Source organism: Klebsiella sp. DY2415, assembly GCF_026314315.1.
Classification (GTDB): Bacteria; Pseudomonadota; Gammaproteobacteria; order Enterobacterales; family Enterobacteriaceae; genus Klebsiella; species Klebsiella ornithinolytica.
In genome coordinates this window covers 915,389-939,075 of the sequence record NZ_CP111115.1, presented here as the reverse complement: position 1 = coordinate 939,075, position 23,687 = coordinate 915,389, and the positions used below count along the sequence as shown (strand labels likewise).

The 23,687-nt window shown below is 55.3% G+C and carries 26 protein-coding genes; 16 read left to right on the top strand and 10 right to left on the bottom strand.

The window, feature by feature from the left end; genetic code table 11:
* Positions 1-26 precede the first annotated feature (26 nt).
* The 7 genes from OQV00_RS04515 to OQV00_RS04485 all read right to left on the bottom strand — a co-directional run bounded on the left by OQV00_RS04515 (position 27) and on the right by OQV00_RS04485 (position 6,820).
* Positions 27-1,022: a fimbrial protein gene (locus tag OQV00_RS04515; RefSeq protein ID WP_004867219.1), complete on the bottom strand. Its 996-nt coding sequence runs from the start codon at positions 1,020-1,022 to the stop codon at positions 27-29.
* Positions 1,013-3,499, bottom strand: coding sequence for a fimbria/pilus outer membrane usher protein (locus OQV00_RS04510; protein WP_163980377.1), 2,487 nt, complete (start codon positions 3,497-3,499; stop codon positions 1,013-1,015). The genes OQV00_RS04515 and OQV00_RS04510 overlap by 10 nt, the downstream gene beginning before the upstream one ends.
* Positions 3,500-3,510: 11 nt before the next feature.
* Positions 3,511-4,212 (bottom strand): fimbrial biogenesis chaperone, encoded by a 702-nt coding sequence (locus tag OQV00_RS04505; protein ID WP_266279896.1) that lies wholly within the window; start codon positions 4,210-4,212, stop codon positions 3,511-3,513.
* Between the two features lie 95 nt (positions 4,213-4,307).
* On the bottom strand, positions 4,308-4,916 hold the full coding sequence (locus OQV00_RS04500) for a fimbrial protein (protein ID WP_004867230.1): 609 nt from the start codon (positions 4,914-4,916) through the stop codon (positions 4,308-4,310).
* A 487-nt stretch (positions 4,917-5,403) separates the two neighbouring features.
* Entirely contained in the window at positions 5,404-6,105 is a 702-nt protein-coding gene (locus tag OQV00_RS04495) for an ArsR/SmtB family transcription factor (protein ID WP_266279894.1), read from the bottom strand.
* Positions 6,106-6,111: 6 nt separating this feature from the next.
* The gene (locus OQV00_RS04490) at positions 6,112-6,501 is read right to left on the bottom strand and encodes an amino acid-binding protein (RefSeq protein WP_044350963.1); all 390 of its coding nucleotides are present in this window, start codon (positions 6,499-6,501) and stop codon (positions 6,112-6,114) included.
* Positions 6,494-6,820 (bottom strand): antibiotic biosynthesis monooxygenase family protein, encoded by a 327-nt coding sequence (locus OQV00_RS04485; RefSeq protein ID WP_015585823.1) that lies wholly within the window; start codon positions 6,818-6,820, stop codon positions 6,494-6,496. The genes OQV00_RS04490 and OQV00_RS04485 overlap by 8 nt, the downstream gene beginning before the upstream one ends.
* Positions 6,821-7,204: 384 nt before the next feature.
* Between OQV00_RS04485 and OQV00_RS04480 the strand changes: the two genes are divergently transcribed.
* Positions 7,205-7,417, top strand: a complete 213-nt coding sequence (locus OQV00_RS04480) for a YdgH/BhsA/McbA-like domain containing protein (RefSeq protein WP_015585822.1) — start codon at positions 7,205-7,207, stop codon at positions 7,415-7,417.
* Between the two features lie 95 nt (positions 7,418-7,512).
* Here OQV00_RS04480 and OQV00_RS04475 read toward each other — a convergent pair whose 3' ends face one another.
* Positions 7,513-8,385 (bottom strand): EamA family transporter, encoded by an 873-nt coding sequence (locus OQV00_RS04475; protein WP_032718199.1) that lies wholly within the window; start codon positions 8,383-8,385, stop codon positions 7,513-7,515.
* An 81-nt stretch (positions 8,386-8,466) separates the two neighbouring features.
* Here OQV00_RS04475 and OQV00_RS04470 point away from each other — a divergent pair, with 81 nt between their 5' ends.
* On the top strand, positions 8,467-8,973 hold the full coding sequence (locus tag OQV00_RS04470; protein WP_004867242.1) for a MarR family winged helix-turn-helix transcriptional regulator: 507 nt from the start codon (positions 8,467-8,469) through the stop codon (positions 8,971-8,973).
* Here the strand turns inward: OQV00_RS04470 and OQV00_RS04465 are convergent.
* A complete protein-coding gene (locus OQV00_RS04465) occupies positions 8,970-9,923 on the bottom strand; it encodes a nickel/cobalt transporter (RefSeq protein WP_044023635.1) in 954 nt (317 codons plus the stop codon). The two genes, OQV00_RS04470 and OQV00_RS04465, sit on opposite strands and share 4 nt — an antisense overlap.
* Before the next feature lie 154 nt (positions 9,924-10,077).
* On the opposite strand from OQV00_RS04465, the gene OQV00_RS04460 reads away from it, so the two are divergent.
* The 12 genes from OQV00_RS04460 (at position 10,078) to OQV00_RS04405 (ending at position 20,274) form a co-directional block, all read left to right on the top strand.
* Entirely contained in the window at positions 10,078-10,548 is a 471-nt protein-coding gene (locus tag OQV00_RS04460; protein WP_015585819.1) for a MarR family winged helix-turn-helix transcriptional regulator, read from the top strand.
* Positions 10,549-10,908: 360 nt separating this feature from the next.
* Complete coding sequence (locus tag OQV00_RS04455; protein WP_113990853.1) at positions 10,909-12,081, top strand: amidase; 1,173 nt, start codon at positions 10,909-10,911, stop codon at positions 12,079-12,081.
* Positions 12,082-12,222: 141 nt separating this feature from the next.
* Positions 12,223-13,389, top strand: a complete 1,167-nt coding sequence (locus OQV00_RS04450; protein ID WP_032718200.1) for an acyl-CoA dehydrogenase family protein — start codon at positions 12,223-12,225, stop codon at positions 13,387-13,389.
* Between the two features lie 19 nt (positions 13,390-13,408).
* The gene (locus tag OQV00_RS04445) at positions 13,409-13,753 is read left to right on the top strand and encodes a hypothetical protein (RefSeq protein ID WP_015585816.1); all 345 of its coding nucleotides are present in this window, start codon (positions 13,409-13,411) and stop codon (positions 13,751-13,753) included.
* Between the two features lie 3 nt (positions 13,754-13,756).
* Positions 13,757-14,284 carry a nuclear transport factor 2 family protein gene (locus tag OQV00_RS04440; protein ID WP_004867256.1) on the top strand — a complete coding sequence of 176 codons (528 nt, stop codon included), beginning with the start codon at positions 13,757-13,759 and terminating at the stop codon, positions 14,282-14,284.
* 61 nt (positions 14,285-14,345) lie between these two features.
* The gene (locus OQV00_RS04435) at positions 14,346-15,653 is read left to right on the top strand and encodes an aromatic ring-hydroxylating oxygenase subunit alpha (protein ID WP_004867258.1); all 1,308 of its coding nucleotides are present in this window, start codon (positions 14,346-14,348) and stop codon (positions 15,651-15,653) included.
* Positions 15,650-16,129: an aromatic-ring-hydroxylating dioxygenase subunit beta gene (locus OQV00_RS04430; RefSeq protein ID WP_266279891.1), complete on the top strand. Its 480-nt coding sequence runs from the start codon at positions 15,650-15,652 to the stop codon at positions 16,127-16,129. The genes OQV00_RS04435 and OQV00_RS04430 overlap by 4 nt, the downstream gene beginning before the upstream one ends.
* A 7-nt stretch (positions 16,130-16,136) precedes the next feature.
* Positions 16,137-16,877, top strand: coding sequence for an SDR family NAD(P)-dependent oxidoreductase (locus OQV00_RS04425; RefSeq protein WP_088883681.1), 741 nt, complete (start codon positions 16,137-16,139; stop codon positions 16,875-16,877).
* 24 nt (positions 16,878-16,901) lie between these two features.
* Positions 16,902-17,870: a PDR/VanB family oxidoreductase gene (locus OQV00_RS04420; protein ID WP_032718204.1), complete on the top strand. Its 969-nt coding sequence runs from the start codon at positions 16,902-16,904 to the stop codon at positions 17,868-17,870.
* An 11-nt stretch (positions 17,871-17,881) separates the two neighbouring features.
* Positions 17,882-18,376, top strand: coding sequence for a flavin reductase (locus tag OQV00_RS04415; RefSeq protein ID WP_032690848.1), 495 nt, complete (start codon positions 17,882-17,884; stop codon positions 18,374-18,376).
* A 159-nt stretch (positions 18,377-18,535) separates the two neighbouring features.
* Positions 18,536-19,810 (top strand): MFS transporter, encoded by a 1,275-nt coding sequence (locus OQV00_RS04410; RefSeq protein WP_015585811.1) that lies wholly within the window; start codon positions 18,536-18,538, stop codon positions 19,808-19,810.
* A gap of 218 nt (positions 19,811-20,028) precedes the next feature.
* A complete protein-coding gene (locus OQV00_RS04405) occupies positions 20,029-20,274 on the top strand; it encodes a hypothetical protein (protein WP_004867273.1) in 246 nt (81 codons plus the stop codon).
* A 110-nt stretch (positions 20,275-20,384) separates the two neighbouring features.
* Here the strand turns inward: OQV00_RS04405 and OQV00_RS04400 are convergent, their stop codons facing one another.
* Positions 20,385-20,858, bottom strand: a complete 474-nt coding sequence (locus OQV00_RS04400) for an Lrp/AsnC family transcriptional regulator (RefSeq protein ID WP_004867276.1) — start codon at positions 20,856-20,858, stop codon at positions 20,385-20,387.
* Between the two features lie 151 nt (positions 20,859-21,009).
* Between OQV00_RS04400 and OQV00_RS04395 the strand changes: the two genes are divergently transcribed.
* Positions 21,010-21,621, top strand: coding sequence for a LysE family translocator (locus tag OQV00_RS04395; RefSeq protein ID WP_032690846.1), 612 nt, complete (start codon positions 21,010-21,012; stop codon positions 21,619-21,621).
* Positions 21,622-22,685: 1,064 nt separating this feature from the next.
* Complete coding sequence (locus tag OQV00_RS04390) at positions 22,686-23,291, top strand: tyrosine-type DNA invertase (RefSeq protein ID WP_015585808.1); 606 nt, start codon at positions 22,686-22,688, stop codon at positions 23,289-23,291.
* The last annotated feature ends 396 nt before the right edge of the window (positions 23,292-23,687 follow it).

Below are 23,687 nucleotides of genomic sequence, written 5' to 3'. Positions count from 1 at the left end.
ATATTGCTTCATGCCCGCCTCCTGAATTAATCGTACGTCAGGTTAAAGATCATGTGCGATTCCACCTCGCCGGTACTGGTTGTCGGCAGGTATTGGTAAAATCGCGCATGATAAGGTTGCGTAAAGTAACGCGTCTCCTGAGAACGCAACGTGCCTACGCTGTACTTCTTGTTAAATTCCAGCGGTACGCCATCCTTCAGTACCTGAATCCCGACCCCTTTGGCGGCGGAACTCCCGGTTTTTTCATTGAGCAACGCCCCTTGTTTGAGCGTGGTGCTGGTTGCCAGAGTTCCGGAAAAAGAGGTCTGGATATTGGCATATCCCGACTCGCTTAACCCGCCGCTGCACTGCAGCTCGATATTAAAATCCCGACCGCCCGCCGTTGTGCCGACCCCTTTCAGATCGCTACGCTTAATGGTGCCCACATCAACGTTCATATTCTTCCCGCTCAGGACCGTACAGGAAGGTGAGACAATGGTGATCGCATTGGCGCTCAGGTAGGTTTCCAGAATCGGGTTATTCCCCCTTTCCCAGTCATAGGAGGTATATTTCCCCGCCGCCAGCGTACCGCTGCCGGTCGTCGACGACGTTTTAATAATCTCCAGCGTAAAGCGGGAACCTTCCAGCGAGTAGTTGGTGGTCCGGTTGATGGTGGAGGAGAAAACGTCGGGATAGATGATGTTCACCGTCGCGCCGCCGCGACTAAAGCGCATGCCGATACCGGGCACGTTGGTGGAGTAGATCTTATTCCCCAGATCGGTGGAGCCTGTAGAAACAATCTTCGCCGCAAAGCGGTTAGTACCGGCGGTACAGCTGTAGCTGGCCCCGCCCGGCGCATTCATCGTCCAGTCCCGGGAGACAATCACCGAGCCCACCGGCAGATCGGGGGGAACCACAACCCTGCCAACGACCATATCCAGGTTCACCGTAGGCTGCGAAAGGCGCGTACAGGCAGCCCAGGCGGAGGTGGTCCCCAGCGCCATTAAGCCAATAAAAAGCGTCAGTTGTTTACTCAGCGACATACCGTTTCCTTTAATTTTGCCTGGCCCAGATCCACCGTACATTGTCCGCTGCTCCACTTGACGATCGCCTGCTTAACCCCGGCGTCGCTGATAAACATCATGCTGCCCTGACCAACAACCCCAATATCCTTACCGGACGGATCCAGAATGGTGGCGGCAAACGGCAGCGGTTGGCCATTGGCCTGGCGCGCCTGAAGCGTGAGGGTATTCTGTACCGTGGTATCAAACGAGACTTTCACCACGCTGCCTTCCCACGGAACGACCTGAGCCACCGTACGCTCAAAGGCGATATCCTCCTGGCTGCCTTTCGGATCGATCTCGACGGCGTTGATCCGGTAAGGTCGCAGATAGGGCAGGATGGCATAGCCGTTACTGTCGACGCGCGTCCCAGGTGAACCCGGCAACATGGCGCCCGCCGCATCTTTGGCTTCAATCAGCGCCAGGGTATTGCCGCTCTCCGGTGAGAACACCACGCCATGACGATGGGCGATCAGCGTCCCGCTGGCACCCAGCCCGCTCTGCCGGTAACCTTCACCCTGGCTATAGCTGCCGTTAAGCGTGGTCCACGGCGTACGGTAGCTGCCGTTTAAGGCGACATCATGCTGACCACCGGTCGCTGCGGTCGTTGAAATGCCGTAGTTGAGGTTGTTCTCGCTATCCAGCGAACCGTTAACCCCAATCTGCGAGCTGCCAAAATGCGAATTGTTGAAGGTGGTGTTCGACGTCAGGTTGGCGGTACGGTTCTCACCAAACCACAGCGGATAGCTGAAATTCAGCGAGATGCGATCGTCACGACGATGGCCGGAGTTATCCGGCGTATACACGCGCTGCGCGCTGGCTGACCATGAGAGACGGCCGAACATATTGTTGTAGCTAAGCTGGTATTGCTTCTCGGTACCCGAACGGTTCCAGTAATCTGAAATCTGGCCACTCAGATAAAAACCGCCCCAGCCGTCCGGCAGGTTCTGGTTAACGGTGAAGGTCATGCCGTTTTTCTGTCGCCACAGCGTATAGTTGTTATTGCGGTTCTTCTCCTGATCGACGGCGTACAGCGCATCGTTCAGGTTATAGTAGCCTTTCGTGGAGTAGCGATACGCCGCCAGCACGATGCTGGTCTGGGTATCGGTAAACATCCGGTTAAAGGTGGCGCGATAGCTCTGCCCTTTTTCATCCAGGGTATCGCTCTTCAGTCGCGACTGGGTAATGTCAAATGACAGCGCGCCAATACCGGTATTCATCCCGGCCCCCAGCAGAAACGCCTGATAATCATCAAAACCGGTCACGCCGGTATAGCCGGTAAACATGTTGCTCAGGCCACGCTGCCAGGTAGCCTGGTAGAGCATGGGCTTATTGCGCAGCGAATTATCATCGACTTTACCGGCCGACAGCGCATAGCGAGTCATACCCGGACGCAGCAGCTGTGCCACCGACGCATACGGCACGCTGAAGACCTGCACCGATCCATCGGCCTCTTTTACCGACACCTCAAGGTCGTTACCGTACCCGGACGGGTAAACATCCTGCAAAGTAAACGGCCCCGGCGGTACCGAGGTCTGATAGATAATATTGTTGCCCTGACGCACCGTCACCAGAGCATTGCTCTGCGCCACGCCGCGAATTTCCGGCGCGTAGGAGCGCATTCCGTCCGGGAACATATTGTCGTCGGTCGCCAGGTTGACCCCACGCAGACCGATGGTGTCGAAGAATTCGCCGTTGGTAAATATCTGCCCGCCGCTGACAATCGAGTTGATTTGCGGGATCGGCCGCTGAAGGTAGGTCTGGTTACTGTTCCAGTGCGCCTTCCCCTGCTGCTGCTGCCAGTTCAGGTTACCGATGTGCTTGAGTAACCAACCGTCCCAGGAGAAGCCGGCGTTAACGCCGAGATAGGCGCTGCTGTTGTCGGAGCCGTTGGCGGCAGAGGTATGGCTGGTCCAGGTGTTCGCCATCCAGCCAAGATTCAGCGCCGCAATGCCTTTATCCCAGAATTCCGGGCTGACAAAATTTTTCAGGAGCTGATCTTCGTAGATTTGCGGTACAGAAACTTCCAGCCGCAGCGAGGACTGTATCAGGTTATCTTTAACGTTTTCTTCGTTACGCCACTCCTTCAGCCGTCCACAGTAACCTGCCTGCTGACTCAGCTGAGGATTGAGTTTTTCTGCCGCAATCCCGTAGCGCTCAAGCATTTCACGGGTGTAGCAGATCCCCATGTTGCCGTCTTTATCGCGGGTGACGTTCAGTTCATAGCGCCCTTTCCACTCATTGTTGGTATACACATCGAGCGAATAGGTCCCTTCCGTGATAGCACTGGCGGAGAAGCGAGACAGATCGACCTTTTCCCGGCTGCCAACGATAAAACCATCATTAAACTGGTATACCGTTCCCGGGCTTTCCTGTCCGCTGGAAACTGGCGGAAAACAGAACAGCGCCATCGCGATCGCTGTACTTAATCTTCCCGGGCAGATAGACCTCTGCTTCATGATCGTGTCCCTTATTTAACGGCTACTTTCACTGCCACATCTGCGCCATAGTCATTGATATTATTAATCGTCAGGGTCTCGCCTCGACTCACAGAAGAAGAGAGGGCCACGGTCTGACTGGACTGCGGAGCCAGCATCACCGTTTTGCTGTTCAGGGCTTTACCGCCATCGCGGGAAATACGGCTGACGGTGAGATAAAATGGCGTAGGGTTGCTGATAGACAGGCTGCTACCGCTGACTGAAAGTGCTAATTTCTCCGGCGCCGCGTCGCGGTTACCCAGTCCGACAGGACGGTAAATAAACTTAAAGCGCGAACGGATCGCCAGCTGGAGGACGTTTTGCCCTTCATTTTTCTGGTTGGCCACCACCGGCGGGATTTCCAGAAGATTCAGCCACCACAGCGTCTCTTTATTTTGTGCCAGTCCGGCGGCGCTACCCAATTTAATACGTAAAGTCTGCCCGCTCTTTGCATCAACGCGTGAAATCGGGGGCGTAATAATAAACGGCGTGGTAATGGTATCCGGCGTAGCATCGGCATTGCCGTTATCCAGCCAGGCTTGCGCCAGCGCCGGACGGTCTGCGGTATTAGAAAGCTGTACCGTTATTTCTTTTTCATTTCCAGGATAAATAAAGCGGGTGCCGTTGACGATAATATTGTTGGCATTGGCCGCAACACTAAAAATGAAACAGAAAAAAAGGGCAATATGCTTCATGCTGACCTCAGAATAAAAAAATAAGCGGCAGCAACTGCCGCTTTATCATTGTTTTAAACCGCCTCGAGAAAGGCGGTTTTATTTTCTGGCGATAATTACTGGTAAGTAATTTCGTAGGTCGCGTAGCTGTTAACCACACCGGTGGTAACAGAAGCCGGGGTGTTGGTTGCATAACCAACGTAGTAAGTGAAGCGTGCGCCATCCTGAACGGCGGTTGCGTCGCCTTTCGCTTTCGGCTGAGTGCTCACGCCCGGGATGATTTTGTTGGTCAGCGCAGTCGCGCTATCGGTGGACAGAACCAGCTGAATATCTTTCGCGCCAGAGGCTTCGGTGTTTGCCAGGTAGCCCTGCTGCTCAGTCGTTGCGCCAGCCAGCAGGTTACCGCCGGTCCAGTTCACACCCAGTTTGCTCACGTCGTCTTGTTTGTCGCCGTTAGCAGCCTGGCAATCAGAGACGTCAATGGTGAAAGATTTAGGCTTCAGGTAGGTATTAGCCGCCGCTGCTTTAACTTCGGTCAGGGTAACCGGTGACAGGTAAACGTTAGCATCGCTGCCCTGGCCGTTAACGGAAACAGTACAGGAGACATCGGTAACTTTACCGAAGAAATTAACCTGGCCACCGCCAACATTCGTATCAGCTGCGTTCGCTGCAGTCATACCGAAAAATGCTGTTGCCATAGCTGCAGAGAGAAGAACCTTTTTCATTGCCATTTCCTTGTCAGAGTGAGTTTTATATCAATAAACCAACAGTAAACCTGCACAAAAGTCAGAAGCGTTATGCGATGCTCACTTGTGCAACTGTGAATAGAAACTTCGACTGACCGGAAGCCGCAATATTTAAGGCGTCAGGACGCGAACTCCGTTTAAAGAATTCGTTAATGCTGTCGGCGTCAAAGAATGCTATTTTTCGCCAACAAATATACATTTGCTTAAAACTTGTTACATCGGGTTAGAGATAGATTTCAGCTATTGATAATCGAAAAACAATAGACAAAAACAAATACAAAGTTATTTACATCAGAGGGAATAAGGCGCGGGTGATATATTTCGCAGAGGGATTATCATGGCAAATAATACGATCCCATGACTATAGCGAACATTCTGAATAATACTGAGAGGTGGCTTGCTGAAATAGCATAAAAACGGTTAAAAAAAAATATTCACCTCCTGCAACCTGGCGTTTAGCTGCCCGCTACAGCGGCAGATGGAAGTGCTGCCTCAGCGCGAGCCTGCCTGTCGGGGTGATACTCACTTCGCGAAATCCCGGCGTCAGGGTGAACCAGCCTTTTCGCTGACCATGCTGCAACAATGCAGCCCCGACGGCGCCACCGGGATGGAAACGCCGCTCGCTCCAGTCCAGACATGCGCAGCATACCCTGCGCCGGTTCCCGGCCGGCAAAGTGATGCCTGAACGGGCAAACTGCGCCTCGCCGACCGGCGTCAGCGCGCTCCCGTCCGGCACAATCCACGCCTCGCGCAAGAGAAAATCATAAATCGCCACCGCCACTTCACCAGCAAGATGATCGTAGCAGGTTCGCGCCGTACGCAGATTCACCGGGGTCCGGGTGGTCAGCACAATGGCACTTTTCCCGGCCATCGCCATCATATTCTCCAGCAGTCCGGCGACATCGGCACTCGCCAGCCGGTAATAGCGATGCCGTCCCTGCGCCAGACAAACCAGCAAATGGGTGCTGACCAGACGGCTGAGATGGGCGCTGGCGGTTGAGGCCGAGACTTCGGCCACCGTCGCCAGCTCCGTCGCGGTCCACGCGCGCCCATCCATTAATGCACAGAGCATTTTCACGCGTGAAGCATCGGCCATGGCGGACGCCAGCGCGGTGATGGCCACGGGCAACGACTCATCATCTTCAATAACATGGGCTGGTTTTAGCATAACGCCTCACAAGGTGGTGGCCCAGGAACGCGTGACTTCCTGTGCCAGTGGAAAGTTATCGGTCACCAGAATCAGGCGGTTCGCATGATCGCTGTACTGGGTCAGGATATTCACCCCGCGTTCGGCCAGCGCGTGAGCTATCGCGCCCAGCTCGCCGGGCTGTTCCTGTTTTAATCTGCGAATAAGCGGCAGGTAGACGCCCGCTACCGGGATCCCCGCCTGCTCCAGCACCGTTCTGGCCCGCTCCCCTTCTGCGACCAGAAAATGGGCGTGGCATTGATTGTCGACGGTGAAAACCCCGCCACCTTCAAGCCCCACGCCATGTTTCCCCAGCGTTTGGCCTAACAGCGCCAGCTGACCAGGACGATTTGGCAGAATGACATGAATATCATACATCGCCGCGCCCCTCCTGCATTTCTGAACCCCAGCCGCGAATGACCTGCACAATGCGAATCTGGTAAGAGGCAAAAATAGTCGCTTTGCCCTCCTCCTGGGCCGCCTGATGGCAGAGATTGTTTTTCCAGGCCCGCACCGCCTCTTCATCGCGCCACCAGGACAGAGACAGGATCTTGCCCGGCGTGGTCAGACTTTGAAAACGTTCAATGCTAATAAAGCCGTCAAGCGTATCAAGCAACGGCCTGAGCTCCGCCGCCAGCGCCAGGTAACGGGCCTGTTTTGCCGGGGTGACATCGGCTTCAAAGAGTACCGCAATCATCGTGTCGTCCTTCCTCAATCAACAGTGACGCCACTTTATCGTATCCATAAAGCCCGATACTTCGCCGCCAGACGAAGTATGCCCTGCCCAAAAACACGGGAAAATCCCGCCCGCGCATCCACTCAGGCCATCCATGGCGGCGGTTTTCAAAAAAACACATGGTGATAGCAATATTTTTTTAATGCATAAGGGTAGCGGGAGTCGCGTTCAATGCATTGTTTTTTAATTAAAAAATAAAAACACTTTCAAATTCCCGTCATCTTACCGACATGAAAGTGTGATCTAAATCGCACTTTTTGCAACGCTGGTTATAGTTAGCAGGCTTATTATAAACCCATCGAAAGCACAACGCTTTCCACCTGAAAAGTTAAAAGGAAAAACACCATGAAAAACGTAAAATTACTTGCCGCTGCCGGTATGCTCTCTCTGGTTTCTTTCGCCAGCTTCGCTCAGCACCCGGTCAGCGTAACGGCTGATACCCTGGATAGCGCAGAAGCTAAAATTGCGACCATCGCTAAAGATCAAGGCGCGTCTTACCACATTACCGAAGCCTATACCGGTAACCAGGTTCATATGACCGCTGAGCTGTCCAAATAAGAGAATGGTTGCAGAGGGAGCTGCCGGACAGGCCGCCTTACGGCGGCTCGTTTCGCTCCCGCTTCACGATAACCACGCAGCAATGTCGGGCCCCTTTATGGGGCTTTTTTTGTTAATGCGCGCTGTATCGACAGCACGCTCAGCAACACCACGATTAGCCCCACCAGCGCCACCCCTTCAATCTTCTGTCCAAGACAGATCCAGCCCAGAAGCACTGCCGTCACCGGACTCAGCAGACTGAGTGCTGAGACAGCGACCGATGGGAGACGGCTAATCCCGCGGAACCACAGCCCATAGGCCAGCATCGCGCCGGCCACGCAGAGCCACAGATAGCCGGCCGCCTGGGTCCACGTCACCCCCTGCAGCGGCGGATCCACCAGCCATGCAACGGGAGCCAGTACCACGCCGCCAATCAACAATTGCCAGCCGGTCAGCGCCACCACCGGTAGCGAAATCGCCCAGCGGCGAGACAGCCAGGTCCCCAGCGCCATGCTGACCGCACCTGAAAATGCCGCCATGATCCCCAGCGGATCCAGCACCGTATGCGGCGACAGCAGCAGCAGCGCCATGCCGATAATGCCAGTCACTGCCGAGAGCACCGCCACCCACGGCGAGCGCTGCCTGTCGACACCCCACGCCAGCATCATGACCAGCAGCGGCTGAATTGCCCCAATCACTGCAGCCAGCCCGCCGGGTAACCGGTAAGCGGCAATAAACAGCAGCGCCTGAAAAGCGCCGATATTGAGGATCCCGGTAACAATAAGCTTCCACCACTCATTGCGCAGAGGAAAACGGCGGCACCAGATAAGCAGCGCAATCCCTGCGGGCAGCACCCGCAGCAGCGCCGCAATAAAAGGTCTGTCCGGGGGTAAAAACTGGGAGGTGACAATGTAGGTCGTCCCCCAGATGGCCGGAGCCAGGGCGGTCAACAGCAAATCAATAACGGGAGAGCGTGAGAAAAAGGTCATGATTTTATCTTCACATCAAGGTAAATTAGTCGTTAAAGTATGTATCGACAGATATCTTGATATCAAGATAAGTAGGCACAATTGGACAAATCATCTCAGGCTGACGCCGTAGATCGCATTCTTGAACAGTGGAAACGGGAGCGCCCGGATCTGGATTGCAGCCCGATGGGCCCCATCGGGCGCCTGAAGCGCTGCGCTCTGCTGCTGGAGCCGCGCGTAGAGTCCGCCTTTATCCGCCACGATCTGGTGCGCTGGGAGTTTGACATGCTGGCCACCCTTCGTCGGGCAGGCTCGCCGTTTATCCTCTCCCCGACTCAGCTTTTCTCTACGCTGATGATCACCTCTGGCACCATGACGCATCGGCTTAAGGCGCTGGAAAAAAGGGGTTTTATTACCCGTTTGCCGGATCCTGACGATGCGCGGAGTCTGCTGGTCGCCCTGACCGAGGCGGGGCGCGAGCGGATCGATGAGGCTGTGGAAAGCCACGTGGAAAACGAACGCCAGCTGCTGGCCGGACTCTCCACGGAGCAGCGCCAGCAGCTGGATCGGGCGCTGAAGGTCTTTATGCGCCTGCTGGAAGAGCCCTAGCAACCGGCAGCAATATAATCGCCGTTGGCGCTCATCGGGATCACGGTCAGAAACAGCACGCAGGCAAAGAGAATCAGAAGGACGCCGCCGGCAATTTTTACCGCCGGCAGCAGCCATTTCAGGCGACCGTCATCCCAGGCAAACAGGCCGATCGCCCGTTCACGCGCGTAGCGTACCGCCAGCGAGAGGCCGAGAATTGATATTGCCGTCCCCAGTGACATCGTCATGACCGCGGCAATTCCCCAGCTGACGATCCCCAGCGCATTGGAAAACAGCAGGATCATTATCGCCCCGCTGCAGGGCCTGGCGCCGATAGCCAGGACCACGCCAAGCCGGGTTTGCCAGTCAGCTCCCAGCCCGCGGCCAACGCCGTGAGCTCCGCAGCCGCACGTTTCGCTATGTTCATGCAGCGGAGTCAAGGTCGCGATCGTCATTTTTCGCGGCCGCAGGCTTTTGAGCGCTTGATATATCACATATGCGCCAAACGCCCCCACCATCAGGGCGCTGATTTTCTCTACGAACCAGCGGCTGGTACTGAGATCGCCGGACGCAAGGTTCAGCCCTACGGCCAGAATAAATACAAACAGGATAGCGCTCACCCCCTGCATCAGGCTGCCAAGAAACGGCACTACCCGCGCCGCCAGCAGGCTCTCTTTGTTGGTGCTGAGATAGGTGGTGACGATAAATTTACCGTGTCCGGGGCCAACGGCATGCAGCACACCGTAAAGGAATGCGCCGCCCAGCAGCCACATCCCGCCGCTATACTGATGGTTATTGAGCTGCAAAAGATACATCACCAGGTAGCGATGGAGCATAATTTGCGTTGCCAGACACCACTGTAAAAAAGCCCCCCAGTGCGCATACAGCGTCAGCCCGGCCCACAGCAGCGCCAGGAGTGGTAACCCCAGCGACAGCAGACGCCAGTCACGGGTTAGCATGCGAGTTGTCATCATTTTTACCATTACGTGAATCTGAATATCCGCCCGGCGGTAGCGGTGAGCGTCGCCGCCAGCCCGCGATATTGCCTGTAGATTGCATTTTGCAATGCCCGTCAAATACGCATACCATCTGCCCATTCTACCGTCGTCGGGCAAGGAGAGGCTTGTGGAACATAATAACGCATCAGCGCAACCAGACAGCCACGAGAGCCGCTTTCATAAAGAAGAGTTTCCCTTCTTCTGGGTGGTCAACGTTTATGCAAAGTATACGCAGCTGATGGAAATCGAATTAAAAAAAATCGACATCGACCTTTCCCGCTTCCGGGTATTGATGCTGGTCCATCAGTACCACAGAGCCAGTATCTCCCGCATCACCGAATACGCCGTCAGTAAAATGCCCACCGTCACCAAAATCGTAGGGCGCCTGCGTGACGACGGGCTGCTGACTACCCACGTCAGCGCCAGCGATGGTCGGGTCACCGAAGCGGAACTCACCCCCGCAGGCCAGGCAAAGGTCGCCGAGGCCAAAGTACTGAGTCAAAAAGTGTTCGCCCGGGCATTTAAGGGCATTACCCCTGCCCAAGAGAAGAAAATGAACCACGTGCTGTCCCTGCTGCTGCACAACCTCAATGACTGATCTCCCTCTTCCACAGTCGCGACAATAACCTTTATAAAGAAAAGGCTATTGTCGTTTTCTCGCCCTACCCTTCGTTTTTCGCACGCTTTTTTATCATTTTTTTAACTTATATTTTGCGGTTTATTTTGTGAGCTCCCTCAAGAGATTAAAATATAACTATCAAAAAATAAACATACAAATCAATTAATTAAAAATTTTTATTTGTTTATAAAATGTTCTTATAGCCCAGGATGATGTGAAAAATACGTTACAAATTACTTGAAGTTTCAAGTTTTAATGACAAGATTATCTCAGATTCAATTCAGTCTGTTTTTTATACATTCGTCCTTCACTCGTTATCGTTAAACGGAAAAGTGAACCATGGCTAATGAACATCGTACAGGCATGACATCCGCCCATTCCGGGTTTATCTCGCGCTTTACGCTGGGTACCGGCGCGCTGACGTTTGCCGCCAAAGATACTCTCGATATCGCCGGTTATCCCACTCGTGCCGGCAGCCCGGTGTTACAAAATGCCCCGGAGGCGACAGCGCATGCGACGGTGATTCAACAGCTGCTCGATAGCGGTGGTTGTCAGCTGCAGGGGAAAACGACGCTTCATGAGCTGGCCTTTGGCGTGACCGGGATCAATGCCTGGAGCGGAACGCCGCTCAACCCGCGCTACCCGGCGCTGATTCCCGGCGGTTCGTCGAGCGGTTCGGCAACCGTGGTGGCCGCCGGAGAGGTCGATTTTGCGATTGGCACCGATACCGGGGGTTCCGTGCGGATGCCTGCCGCCTGCTGTGGCATCGTCGGCCTGAAGCCGACCTGGGGGCGGGTGAGCCGTCAAGGGGTGATGCCGGCCGACAGTTCGCTGGACTGCGTGGGATTTTTCAGTCGCGATGTCGCCACGTTACGTCAGGTGTTGGCGCGAATCCCAGGCGAAATCGCCCCAGCCGTCAGCGCCCACCAGGCGGCCACGGCCTTTCTCTTCGGCCATGCCACGACGGACATTGAACAGCTGATTCGCGCCCGTCTGACGCAGGCGGGAATGTTTCCCGCAGACGCGACGCTGCCGGCATTTGCCGAGGCGCATCAGGCAGGGCTGACGGTCATCTCCCAGGAGAACTGGCAGGCGTTTCAATCTCTCGCGGAGGAGCCTGAACTGGCCGAGGATGTCGCCGTGCGCCTGCGCGCCGGCGCGGAAATCAGCCCGCACCAGCGCCAGGCGGCAGAGCGCATTCGCCAGACCTTTACCGAGGCTGTCGATGCGCAACTCGCCCGCACGCCGTTTATTTTACTGCCGACGCTGCCGGCCTGCCCGCCGACGCTGGAAGAGGCGGCGAATCCACTCAATGTGGTGAACCTGACCCGGCTGGTGCGCCCGTTCAATTTAAGCGGTCATCCGGCGCTAACGCTTCCCGTTGGCGAGATAAACCAGCGGCCGGTCGCCCTGCAAATTGTTGCGGGGAAAAATAAAGACTATGAATTACTCTGTTTTGCTGAATCGCTAATGGCAAAACTGCAATACCCGTCAGACTCGCAGAGCAAATAAAATAATACATCCTGAATAATCTGCTTTACCGTGCCGCGGCCACTCAGTGGCTAAGCGAAATAAATATCGCCAGCGCACCGATAATCAGAAACATGACGGACATAAATATTTATTCTATTTAACTGGAAGAGGCTCAGTCGTATGTTAAACCCATCTGCAACGCTGCGTGCGGAAAAGACCCCGTACGCCAGTAATAGTGAATTCAGCGAATTGCTCGACGAATTAAAAAAGCGCAGCGAGGAGTTCGAACAACAACGCTATATCTCTGACGATATTATTTCGCGTTTTAAACAGGCTGGTGTTTATCGTGCGCTGGTGCCCACGCAATATGGCGGCGATGAAATCTCGCCAGCCGAATTCTGTCAGCTGATTGAGACCATCGCCACCGCCGACGGTTCCGCCGGATGGGTCGCCAGCTTTGGCATGAATCCCTTCTACCTCGGCGGCCTGCCGCTCAGTACGCTGGATGAGATCTATCGCCACGGCCCGGACGTGGTGTTTGCCGGCGGTATTTTTCCCCCGCAGAAAGCCATCGCTCAGGACGGCGGTTTTCAGGTCAGCGGGCGCTGGAGCTTCGCCAGCGGCTGTACCGGAGCCGAACTGATTGGCGTCGGTATTCTGCCGGACGACGGCTCCGCTCGTCCGCTGCCGCGTATCGCGGTGCTCCCCGCCGATCGCTTCATCATCGATCCGGTGTGGAATACCGTGGGTCTGGCGGGGACCGGCAGTCATGACGTGGTGCTCAAGGAGGCGTTTGTCCCCCAGGAGTGGACCTTTATCCGCGGCGGCGAACTCAGTCTCGAGGGCGCACTCTACCGCTACCCGGTGCTGTCGCTGGCGACGCAGGTGCTCTCAGTGGTGGCGCTGGGCATCGCCCGCGCCGCGCTGGCCGAAATCTATGCCATCGCCGAACGCCAGAGTTCGGTCACCGGCGCCCCCTGTCTGGCCGATCGCCAGTTTGCGCAGATGGATATTGCCCATTGTGAAGCGGAGCTGCGCTCGGCCCGCTGCTGGTTTTACGATGCCATCGACGATGTCTGGCAGGTCATTTTACGCGGCGATGAACCCGATGCCGGGATGATCAACGCCCTGCGCCTGTCATCGACGCACGTTACCCGCGTCTCTTCATCGGTGACCACCCGCGCGCTCAGGCTGGCCGGAATGCCCGGTATTACCATGCGCAGCCCGCTCCAGCGCTACGCCCGCGACACGATGGTCATCACTCAGCACGCCTTTATGGGCGAGCTGACCTATATCAACGCCGGAAATATGTTCTTCGGCCACCCGCCGCTGCCCGGCTATTTATAACCCTTTAAGGAGTATGACGATGATCCGCGTTCTGTTTTGTATTGGCGTAAATCAAAACTTTTTCGATGCCCCCCCGGAGGTCGGCAAACAGGTCTGGGCCGCGTTTGGCGAGATGATGAAAGGTATCGAACACACTGACGGCATTCAGGTTATCGGCAATATGGATGACGATCGGGTAATGGTCGGGCCTTCTACCGGCTGGCCGTGGACCACCTACGTCCTCGCCGATGCGCATGATTTTGACGCCGTCACCGCCGCCTGCAATCTGTTCCGCAGCATTCAGGTCGGCCCGGGACCAGACCGGCTGTGGAAATATTGCAAAGTTGAAGCTCGTACCGGGCGCGAATTAATTATTCAGGCGTAACTTATGAATCTGGAAAAGTGTCTGCAGCGTCTGGATAAACTCGAAGCGGCCAATCAGATTCGCAACCTGATGAGTCAATATATGCATTTATGTGACGATTTATCTTATCCGGATATCGCGCAGGAAATTGCTGACTTATTTTGTGAAGATGCTATCTGGGAAGGCCTCGGCAGTTTATACCAAAACAAACTGGGACGTTATTCCGGGCGAAAGAACATTGCCCAAATGATGGCCCGTTATATTAGCGAGCCCGCACACTTTGCCATCAACGTTCATTATTTAACGTCCGAATATATTGATATTGGCGCAGAGAATGAGGCTATCGGGCGCTGGAAAATGTTACAGGTTTCCACCTTTCGCGCCGGAGGGTCGCATCTCAACAGCGCAGAACTGGTGATTCGCTTTAAAAAAGCAGGCGAGCGCTGGCTCATAGACCATTTCACCACCCGTAACTTATTGAGTCGTCCGGTGGATTACTGGCACTCGCCGGTGGATTTACCCGTACCCGACACTACGCGGTCCCCGGAATGATTCCGCGGGCAGCCGATGCCTCTGCCCGCAGAAACATCACCGAGACTCAGGAGATTAAGCAATGTCTGAATGTATTCCGGTAAAAAATATTGAGAGCGGCTACGACGCCGCCACGCTGGGCGCCCTGGTACAGTCCGACCGGGTTCATACCTCGCTGTACACCTCCGGCGACATTTTCGCCCTTGAGATCGAGAAGATTTTTAACCAGACCTGGGTCTGGGTCGGACACGAAAGTGAAGTCCCGGACGCGGGCAGCTTTAAGTCCTCTATGGTCGGAACGCAGCCGGTCATCGTGGTACGCGATCGCAAAGGCAACATCAACGTCCTGCTGAACCGCTGTCGCCACCGCGCCGCCACCGTTTGCGAACACCGCAGCGGCAAAACCAACAGCTTTGTCTGCCCCTATCACGGCTGGGGTTACGGCCTCGACGGCGCCCTGCGCGGCGTACCGCATCCGGAAAGCTACGGCGATACCCTGGATAAAGCGCAGCTCGGCATGGTGCGTCTGCGCAGCGAAAGCTACGCGGGAATGATTTTCGCCACCTTCAACCAGCAGATGGAACCGCTGACCGACTTCCTCGGACCGGCCATGAAATGGATGGATCTGTTTATGAAACAGGGGGCGGGCTACCCGCTGCAGGCGACCACCGCCCACCGCTTCCGCTTCCCCGGCAACTGGAAGATTCAACTGGAAAATACCACCGATGGCTATCACTTTCCCATCGTACATAAGTCCTTTCTGAGCTCCGTCGATAAGCAAACGGAAGAGATGCTCAACTTCGTTGACGGCAAAGGTTTTGTCGAAGATCTCGGAAACGGCCACAGCGTGATGGTGATGATCCCGGAACTGATTGACCTTGAAGAGAATCTCGATGCGCCGGTGCCGGATCGCTTCCTTGAACTGGCTCAGGCGCTGCGAGAAGAGGGCCACGAAGAGCAGCAGGTGCGCCGCATCGTCCGCGCCGTGGGCGGCAGCGGCTTCAACCTGAACCTGTTCCCCAACGTTGCCTGCTCGATGGCGTTCTTCCGCGTGCTGCAACCCGTCTCAGTGCAGGAGACCGAAATCCACCACGTGGTGCTGACGATGAAAGATGGCCCGGCGATTGCCAACCAGGCGCGTCTGCGGATGCATGAACACTTCCAGGGCCCGATGGGCTTTGGCACGCCGGATGATTCTGAAGCCTGGGAGCGCGTCCAGCGCGGCGGCGGCGCGGGCAACGATCTGTGGATCATGCTCAATCGCGGCCTGCCGGGAGAGACGCGCACCGCCGATGGACTGCGCAGCGACGTCAGCGCCGAAACCGGCATGCGTGCCGCCTATCAGCAGTGGAAAAAGTACATGACCGCAGAAAACCGGGGGCAAAAATGAGCGCACAACAGACTTTAACCGCCGCCATTCACTTTATTAATCAAGAGGCGGACCTGCTCGACCAGGGCGAATTCCACGAGTGGCTGACGCTGTGGCAGCCGCAGGGGATGTACATCATTCCTGTCGATCGGCAGACGATCGATTTCGCCAACGCGCTGAATTACGCCTATGACAACCAGGCCATGCGCGAGAAGCGCGTCCATCGTCTGTACAGCGGCGAGTCGATCTCGACGACGCCGCGCGCACGCACCATCCGCATGATCGGCCGCCACCGCCTGATCGAGGCCAGCGACCAGCGTGTCGAGATCCGCTGCGCCCAGTTTCTGTATGAGTACCGCAAAGGCAAAGAACACCATTACGTCGCCGACCTGAGCTACACCCTGGTGCCGCAGGGCGAGCGCTTTCTTATCGCGCAGAAGGTCGTCCGGCTGATTAACGCCGACGATTATCTGCATAGCATTGGCTACATCCTGTGAGGCTGCAATGACAAGAACCGTACTCGTAACCGGCGCCGGCAGCGGCCTCGGGTTGACGATTAGCCGCCATCTGTGGCAGCTGGGTTATCAGGTGGCGATGGCGGATATCGCCATCGACATCGCGTGCGAGGGGGCCCGGCAGATCGATACCGATCGACGGCGGCTGCTGCCCCTGGCGCTGGATATCCGCGAACCCGAACACTTTCACGCTGCGCTGGCGCAGATCGACGAACGATTTGGCGGGCTGGATGTGCTGGTGAACAACGCGGCGCTCACGCTGACCACGCCGATCATGGAGATCTCCGTTGAGGAGTTCGATCGCGTCACCAGCACCAACCTGCGGGGCACCTTTCTCGGCTGTCAGATTGTTGGCCGTTATTTTAGTCAACGCCGACAGGGCAACATTATCAATCTCGCCTCGCTGGCGGGACAAAACGGCGGCACCGCCTCCGGCGCCCATTATGCAGCCTCGAAAGGCGGCATTCTGACGCTGACGAAAGTGTTTGCCCGCGCGTTGAGCGCCGCCGGAGTCAGCGTCAACGCCATAGCCCCCGGCCCGCTCGATTTACCGTCCGTTCATGCGGCGGTAGCGGAAGAAAAAATGCCGGCGCTGCTGGAGATGATCCCGATGAAACGCCTGGGCGATCCGCTGCTGGTCGCCCGCGCGGTAGAGCTGCTGGCCGACCCGTCCGCCACCTTTATCACCGGGGCGACCTGGGATATCAACGGCGGCATCTATATGCGTTAAGCCCTGTCAGGGTGGAGAAGAAAGATGGCTGAAACACTGACCGTACGCGTCGCAGAACGCGAAATCCAGGGCGCCGATGTGGTGGTCCTGACCCTGGCTTCGCTGGACGGCGCTCCCCTGCCGCCGTTTAGCGCCGGGGCGCATATCGATCTCTATCTCGAGGAGGGGATCGTTCGCCAGTATTCACTGTGCGGCAGCCCTCATCATCCGCAGCAGTATCGCCTGGGCATTCTCAAGGATCGGACATCGCGCGGAGGATCGCTGGCGGCGCATCGGCTCCAGGTCGGCGCCACGGTGACGATCGGCACGCCGCGCAATCTGTTTGCGCTTGAGATGGATGCCAGCCACAGCCTGCTGATTGGCGGCGGGATCGGGATTACGCCGATGCTGGCGATGGCGGATACGCTGTTCCGCGCCGGAAAATCTTTCGCTATCCATTATTGCGGGCGGCGCCGCGACGGGATGGCCTTTTTGCACGAGCTGGCGGATTGCCCTTTTAGCGACCGCGTCCATCTGCACATCAGCGAGGAAGGAGAAAAAATCCGCCCTCACGAAGTGCTGGCCCCGCACCGCGCCGCCGCTCACGTCTACGTCTGCGGCCCGGAAGGGTTTATGGACGGGATAGCCGATGCGGCGCGCGGCTGCGGTTATCCGCCCGAACAACTGCATCAGGAGTTTTTTAACCGGGAAGTGGAAACCGGCGGCGCCAGCTTTACCGTCGAGGTCCCCGAGCTGGGCCTCACCGTTGCCGTCGGGGAGAACGAAACCATTGTCGCCGCGCTGAAAAATGCGGGGATCAAGGTCAAAGTCTCCTGCGAACAGGGGGTCTGCGGAACCTGCCTCGCCAATGTGTGCAGCGGCGTGCCGGATCACCGCGATGAGTATTTAACCGATGAAGAACGCGAAGATAACGACCAGATCCTGCTGTGCTGTTCGCGGGCCAAAACGCCCCGGTTGGTTATCGAAAGCTTCGAATACGTCAAACTGAAATAACGGATACCGCTATGAACCTGACATCTGATTTCCGTAACGCCATGGCACAACTGGGCAGCGCTATCACGATCATCACCACCGATGGTCCGGCAGGCCGCTTTGGCTTTACCGCCTCCGCCGTATGCAGCGTCACCGATTCGCCCCCCACGCTGCTGGTCTGTATGAACCGTTCTTCTTTCGCCCATGGCAAATTTAAAGAGAACGGCGTGCTGTGCGTGAACGTGCTCTCCGGTCAGCATCAAAACCTGTCCGCCATCTTTGCCAATAGCCAGCTGCGTTCGGAAGAGCGTTTTTTACACGACCAGTGGCTGACGCTGGAAACCGGCTCACCGGTGCTGGCGACGGCCGTCGCCAACGTCGACTGCACCATTTCTACCAGCCATGAAGTGGGCAGTCACAGCGTGTTTTATTGCGAGGTCAGACAGATTCGTCATCACCAGGCCGGCGACGGGCTGGTGTGGTTCAACCGCCAGTTCCATACCCTTAGCGCGCAGCCGTACCGCTAAGGTTCACCCTAACGAAAAATACCCTATCGCATAATGCCGCCCTCATACGCTTCGGGTTGCATCATGGCGTCAGCTCTTCGGCGCCCTCTTTTCACCTGTACTGGAGTAGATGTGATGTCTGGAACTGCAAGCGATACGCCGGTTAGCACTCCCCAATCAATGCGCAAATTGATTATCGGCTCTTTTCTGGGTAACTCCCTGGAATGGTATGACTTTTTTCTTTACGGTACGGCGGCGGCGCTGGTCTTCGGCCCCCTGTTCTTTCCGGCAACCGATGATCCGCTGCTCGGGGCCTTTCTGGCCTTTTCCGGTTTTGCCATCGGCTTTATCGCCAGGCCGCTGGGCGGCATTGCCTTTGGTCATCTCGGGGATAAATACAGCCGTAAAATGACCCTGATTATCACCCTGACGTTAATGGGCGCCAGTACCTTTCTGATTGGTCTGCTGCCAACCTATGAACACATCGGTATTCTGGCGCCAGTCGCCCTGATAACCCTGCGTTTTATCCAGGGCGTCGCCTCCGGCGGCGAATGGGGCGGCGGCGTCCTGATGCTGAGTGAGAATGCCCCGGCGCAACAAAAAGGCTACTACACCGCCTGGAGCCAGGTGGGGGTCTCCGGCGGATTTGTACTCTCTTCGCTGGCTTTTTATCTGGTGCAGCTGCTGCCGCAGGAAGATGTGCTGGCCTGGGCGTGGCGCATCCCTTTCCTGCTGAGCCTGTTTATCTTTCTGGTCGGCGTCTATATCCGGCGCAACATTGAGGAAAATGCCGAGTTTGTCGCCCGAAAACATGCCTCCGGGGAGAGGGAGGTGCAGCTGCCGGTGCTCAGCGCCTTTAAACATCACCCGAAAGCGATCTTGCAGGCCATTGGTCTGCGGCTGGCGGAAAACGGCGCGGTCTACATCTTTTTCACCTTTTCCGTAGTCTATTGCAAACATATCGGCATTGAGACCAGCCAGGTGATTGCCGCCGTGACCCTTGCCATGACGGTGGAGATCGCCACGATTCTCGGCTGGGGCTGGCTGTCGGACCGTATCGGCAGGAAAACGCTCTACTATATTGGCGTGACCGGCATGGCGCTGGTCGCCTTCCCGTTCTTCTGGCTGCTACAAATGCATAGCTTCCCGGCGATTCTGCTGGCGATGCTGCTGGCGCTGCCGGTATGTCACGGGGCGATGATCGCCGCCCAGCCGTGCATGATGGTGGAGCTGTTTCCAGTTGAAGTGCGCTATACCGGTCTGGCGCTGGGCCACGAGATTGGCGCCGTTATCTCCGGCGGGATAAGCCCGATGCTGGCGGTCGCATTTTTAATGAAATGGGACAGCTACGTCCCGGTGGCGCTGATGCTGCTGGCCTTTGCACTGCTGGCCCTGGTGGCGCTGTTCAGCATTCGTCATCCCGCGACGCCGCGCCAGCAGCAGCCGGCGCTGTAAATCCCTTCGGATCGGTCCGCAGGGATGCGCGCCGCTCCGGCAACCAGAACCACCGGCTGAGGCGATTGCCTGCCGCCGCTCTGATAAATTTAATTTTAAACAAAACAATGAATAAACAGGCACTTATTGCCGAGAAATAAAAAATATTTCCACGCCACAATAACGCTTAATTATTATTCATATATCAGTATGTTTGGTTTATCAGAAAGGCAATATTTATGAAAAAACTCCTTCTCGCTCTGGTTACCGCAGCGCTGTTGCTGCCGAGCCTCTCGGCTAACGCGACTTACCGCAGTGATAACCGCCAGGACGCACGCGATACCCGCCAGGATTCACGCCAGGGCGGACGCGATGCCAAACAGCAGTGCGTCAGAGACAATAATCAAAGCAACGCCAGCTGCCGCCAGGATAAACGCGATAACCGTCGCGATGGCCGCCAGGATGCGCGCGACGAAAAATGGTAAGTTAAGCGCGCACGGGCAGGCGTGGCTACCGCGCCCGCCTTCCCCCGCGCCTTGAGATTCAGCACAACGCCTCCCCTGTTATCAGAAATGCCGGCCTGCCTCGGGGCGAATCAGCGCGTCAGGTTTAAGCTTTCCAACGGAAAGGGACGATCCTGCACCACGGTTTTCATCACCAGCGTCGAGCGCAAATGCTGCACCCCGGGCATCGCCGAGAGCTTGTCATCATAGAGTTTTTGAAACGCCGGGAGATCCCGGGTGACCACGTGCATCAGGTAGTCCGGATCGCCAAACAGCCGCTGGGCCAGCACGATCTGAGGGATCTCTTCAACCGCCTCTTCAAACGCGCTCACCGCTTTTTTATCACCCTCTTTTAAGGTCGCAAACACGATGGCCAGGAAATTAAAGCCCATTTTCAGGGGATCGAGGTTGGCCCGATAGCCGGTGATAACCCCTTCCTGCTCTAAAGCCCGCAGCCGTCGATGACAGGGAGAGAGGCTCAAATTGACCCGTTCAGCCAGCTCGGTAATCGACAGACGACCATCGGATTGCAGCTCAGCAATAATTTTTCGATCTATGCTATCCATTTGGAAGATTTTCTCTTAAACAGGGGGTTTTCAGCATAACATTGAAAACTTATTTCCCGTAAATCCCGATATTCTTTTCCTCTACAGAATACGGATACCGACGGGGGATCGTTATGCGCAATACCTTGAAACACGGTGGAGAGAGCCGGTCATGGAGATGAGTTTTATCGCCGGGTTCTGGGTTGTCTCTTTCCTGCTGATCATCACACCCGGTGCCGACTGGGCCTATACCATTAGCGCCGGCATCCACGGACAACGGGTGCTTCCCGCGGTGATCGGACTGATGTCCGGGCATCTGCTGGCGGCCATTATCGTGATCGCCGGGATCGGCGTGGCCGTTACCGGTCACCCGCTGGTGCTATCGCTGATCACGCTGCTGGGCGCAGCCTATCTGCTGTGGCTAGGGATCGCGATTTTGCGTCACCCCACCACGCCTGACGCCGCAACGCAGCAGGCCGGAAGCTGGAACCGTTGGGCGCTAAAAGGGTTATGTATTAGCGGGCTGAATCCAAAAGTCTTTCTCTTATTCCTCGCCCTGCTGCCACAATTTACCGATCCTGAAGGACGCTGGCCGGTTGCACTGCAAATGTCGGCCCTGGGAAGCATTCATCTGTTGACCTGCACGCTGATCTATTTTCTGGTTGGCTACGGGTCAAAAAGGCTATTAACCCACCGGCCGGAGGTGGCAAGAAGAGTCAGCATGACCTCCGGAGCGATGATGGTGGCGATAGCCATCCTGCTATTCTACAGCCAGCTGAAATAACGCTGCAGACGCGGGATGAACAAAATAGATTCACACCGGTTTAAGTTATTTGTGCCCTCTCGACAGGGGGCCATCGCCCTGTCTGCATATTTCGCGGCAAGGGTTTGAATCTATTCGCCGTAAAAAACACCCTTTCTCTGTGATACCGGGGAAAGGCTCCAGATAACTCCAGTAATCTTCATAAAACCCCAAAACTGCATCTTAACAAACAACAGGATAGCCAGAACCCTCAAGCGAAAAGCGTCAAATAACTCCAGTAACCCCCCTGACCCCCACCATTTTCAGCGCGCTACGCATACGAAATCGCCCTCCGGCCCTTAGCCGAAATTAAGTCCCGCGCTGAGAGGAGGCTTGTGCCGCCGGGCTTATTATTACTATTCTCGAACATAATTTTGCAGTATGGTTTAATCATTGTTGTAGTGATGCAGTGAATGCTACCCAGGCGAGTATATCGTTCTTCGCGTTCTGCGAAGCGCTTCGTGGAATATTCACCAGGCCAGAGCCGGATTCACTTTTGTAAGGAATGGCGGCAGGTTAACGGGCATTTAATTATTAGCAGACCAGACACAAAAATCCTTCAACCTGCGCCGAGGCGACAAGGGAGAACCCGGAGATGATTTATCCATCCCCGTCCGCTAAGAGATCCGCCAGTCGTGATATCTCATGGCAGAGCGGCATGTATCAGGATGTCGATATTCGTTGGGCTAGCGCCAGAGCGATGCCCTGCGCCCCTGTATCACCGGCGTGTGCAACCAGGAGGAATGAAGGATGATCGGGACATGCTCCCCCCCAGGAACAGCGTCATTGTTTAACCCAAAAAGATTTAATCCATTGTATTCCATGAAGTCATTCGTTCCAGAGCATGGAGATACTTCATGATTCAACTAAATACCCGCCTTCTGATGACCCGGTTCAGCTTGATACAAGCTGGAGTACGTGACACGTTTTAAAAGTGCCTGGCGCGATGGCGAAATATAAGCGAAAAAATGTTCAATCGGACAACAAAGCTGGCCTGACGACAACGAATAGTTCGTAATATACGCCTGCAATTAAAAGGGAATATAATGAAGAATAATGCCGATATCAAAAAAAGGAACTTCCTTACTCAGAATGAGATTGAATCGCTTCTTAAAGCGGCGAACACCGGAGCACATGCTGCCCGAAACTATTGCCTGACATTACTCTGTTTTATTCATGGGTTTCGCGCCAGTGAAATTTGCCGCCTGCAAATATCTGATATTGACTTGCGCTCTAAGTGTATTTATATCCATCGTCTTAAAAAAGGATTTTCCACTACCCATCCTTTACTCAATAAAGAAATTCAGGCACTGAAAAACTGGCTGGATATTCGAAAAACCTATCCGCATGCCGACAGTGAATGGCTGTTTTTATCGCGTAAAGGCAATCCGCTTTCCCGCCAGCAGTTTTACCAGATAATATCCTCCTCCGGAGGCACCGCCGGATTAACGATTGAAATTCATCCCCATATGCTTCGCCATTCATGCGGATTTGCGCTGGCGAATATGGGTATCGATACCCGCCTTATTCAGGACTACCTTGGCCACCGAAATATCCGCCATACCGTCTGGTACACCGCGAGCAACGCCGGGCGTTTTTACGGCATCTGGGACAATGTAAAAGAGAAGCAGCGTAACAGCATTTTGCAATGACGGTCCGGGCGTCAAAAGGAGTTGACGCCTGATACTCTTGATGGCGTTAAAATGAACAACGATCGCTGAAAACATTAATAAATATTAACCATGCGTTAATTACGATTATTGTTCCCGCAAGTTCTTATTTCATACATAATACGGTTCCTGCTGAAACCCTTGTAAATACTCAGGATTTCAATTCGTTATTTATTGTCAGGTTAAACCATTCAGCATTATATTTTCCGTCCAAAGCCAGCTTCTCATTCACTTTTTTTCCTCGTAATTTGATGTACCTGGCAAGAAGCCTTGCTGTCACTATTGTGATATGCCATAAAATCTATAAAAATAAGAATTGTCGTGTAGCTATATTTTAACGATGTGTGAATGTAATGTGACCATCTATTTTTACAGCTT

What these genes read in the sequence shown, in the direction of transcription:
- OQV00_RS04475 (WP_032718199.1), bottom strand. Translation starts at nt 8,385, where the DNA reads ATGACCTTTTTCTCACGCTCTCCCGTTATTGATTTGCTGTTGACCGCC.
- OQV00_RS04485 (WP_015585823.1), bottom strand. Translation starts at nt 6,820, where the DNA reads ATGATTGCGGTACTCTTTGAAGCCGATGTCACCCCGGCAAAACAGGCC.
- OQV00_RS04455 (WP_113990853.1), top strand. Translation starts at nt 10,909, where the DNA reads ATGGCTAATGAACATCGTACAGGCATGACATCCGCCCATTCCGGGTTT.
- OQV00_RS04400 (WP_004867276.1), bottom strand. Translation starts at nt 20,858, where the DNA reads ATGGATAGCATAGATCGAAAAATTATTGCTGAGCTGCAATCCGATGGT.
- OQV00_RS04390 (WP_015585808.1), top strand. Translation starts at nt 22,686, where the DNA reads ATGAAGAATAATGCCGATATCAAAAAAAGGAACTTCCTTACTCAGAAT.
- OQV00_RS04430 (WP_266279891.1), top strand. Translation starts at nt 15,650, where the DNA reads ATGAGCGCACAACAGACTTTAACCGCCGCCATTCACTTTATTAATCAA.
- OQV00_RS04465 (WP_044023635.1), bottom strand. Translation starts at nt 9,923, where the DNA reads ATGACAACTCGCATGCTAACCCGTGACTGGCGTCTGCTGTCGCTGGGG.
- OQV00_RS04405 (WP_004867273.1), top strand. Translation starts at nt 20,029, where the DNA reads ATGAAAAAACTCCTTCTCGCTCTGGTTACCGCAGCGCTGTTGCTGCCG.
- OQV00_RS04425 (WP_088883681.1), top strand. Translation starts at nt 16,137, where the DNA reads ATGACAAGAACCGTACTCGTAACCGGCGCCGGCAGCGGCCTCGGGTTG.
- OQV00_RS04435 (WP_004867258.1), top strand. Translation starts at nt 14,346, where the DNA reads ATGTCTGAATGTATTCCGGTAAAAAATATTGAGAGCGGCTACGACGCC.
- OQV00_RS04410 (WP_015585811.1), top strand. Translation starts at nt 18,536, where the DNA reads ATGCGCAAATTGATTATCGGCTCTTTTCTGGGTAACTCCCTGGAATGG.
- OQV00_RS04480 (WP_015585822.1), top strand. Translation starts at nt 7,205, where the DNA reads ATGAAAAACGTAAAATTACTTGCCGCTGCCGGTATGCTCTCTCTGGTT.
- OQV00_RS04490 (WP_044350963.1), bottom strand. Translation starts at nt 6,501, where the DNA reads ATGTATGATATTCATGTCATTCTGCCAAATCGTCCTGGTCAGCTGGCG.
- OQV00_RS04500 (WP_004867230.1), bottom strand. Translation starts at nt 4,916, where the DNA reads ATGAAAAAGGTTCTTCTCTCTGCAGCTATGGCAACAGCATTTTTCGGT.
- OQV00_RS04505 (WP_266279896.1), bottom strand. Translation starts at nt 4,212, where the DNA reads ATGAAGCATATTGCCCTTTTTTTCTGTTTCATTTTTAGTGTTGCGGCC.
- OQV00_RS04445 (WP_015585816.1), top strand. Translation starts at nt 13,409, where the DNA reads ATGATCCGCGTTCTGTTTTGTATTGGCGTAAATCAAAACTTTTTCGAT.
- OQV00_RS04440 (WP_004867256.1), top strand. Translation starts at nt 13,757, where the DNA reads ATGAATCTGGAAAAGTGTCTGCAGCGTCTGGATAAACTCGAAGCGGCC.
- OQV00_RS04510 (WP_163980377.1), bottom strand. Translation starts at nt 3,499, where the DNA reads ATGAAGCAGAGGTCTATCTGCCCGGGAAGATTAAGTACAGCGATCGCG.
- OQV00_RS04395 (WP_032690846.1), top strand. Translation starts at nt 21,010, where the DNA reads ATGGAGATGAGTTTTATCGCCGGGTTCTGGGTTGTCTCTTTCCTGCTG.
- OQV00_RS04415 (WP_032690848.1), top strand. Translation starts at nt 17,882, where the DNA reads ATGAACCTGACATCTGATTTCCGTAACGCCATGGCACAACTGGGCAGC.
- OQV00_RS04495 (WP_266279894.1), bottom strand. Translation starts at nt 6,105, where the DNA reads ATGCTAAAACCAGCCCATGTTATTGAAGATGATGAGTCGTTGCCCGTG.
- OQV00_RS04515 (WP_004867219.1), bottom strand. Translation starts at nt 1,022, where the DNA reads ATGTCGCTGAGTAAACAACTGACGCTTTTTATTGGCTTAATGGCGCTG.
- OQV00_RS04420 (WP_032718204.1), top strand. Translation starts at nt 16,902, where the DNA reads ATGGCTGAAACACTGACCGTACGCGTCGCAGAACGCGAAATCCAGGGC.
- OQV00_RS04450 (WP_032718200.1), top strand. Translation starts at nt 12,223, where the DNA reads ATGTTAAACCCATCTGCAACGCTGCGTGCGGAAAAGACCCCGTACGCC.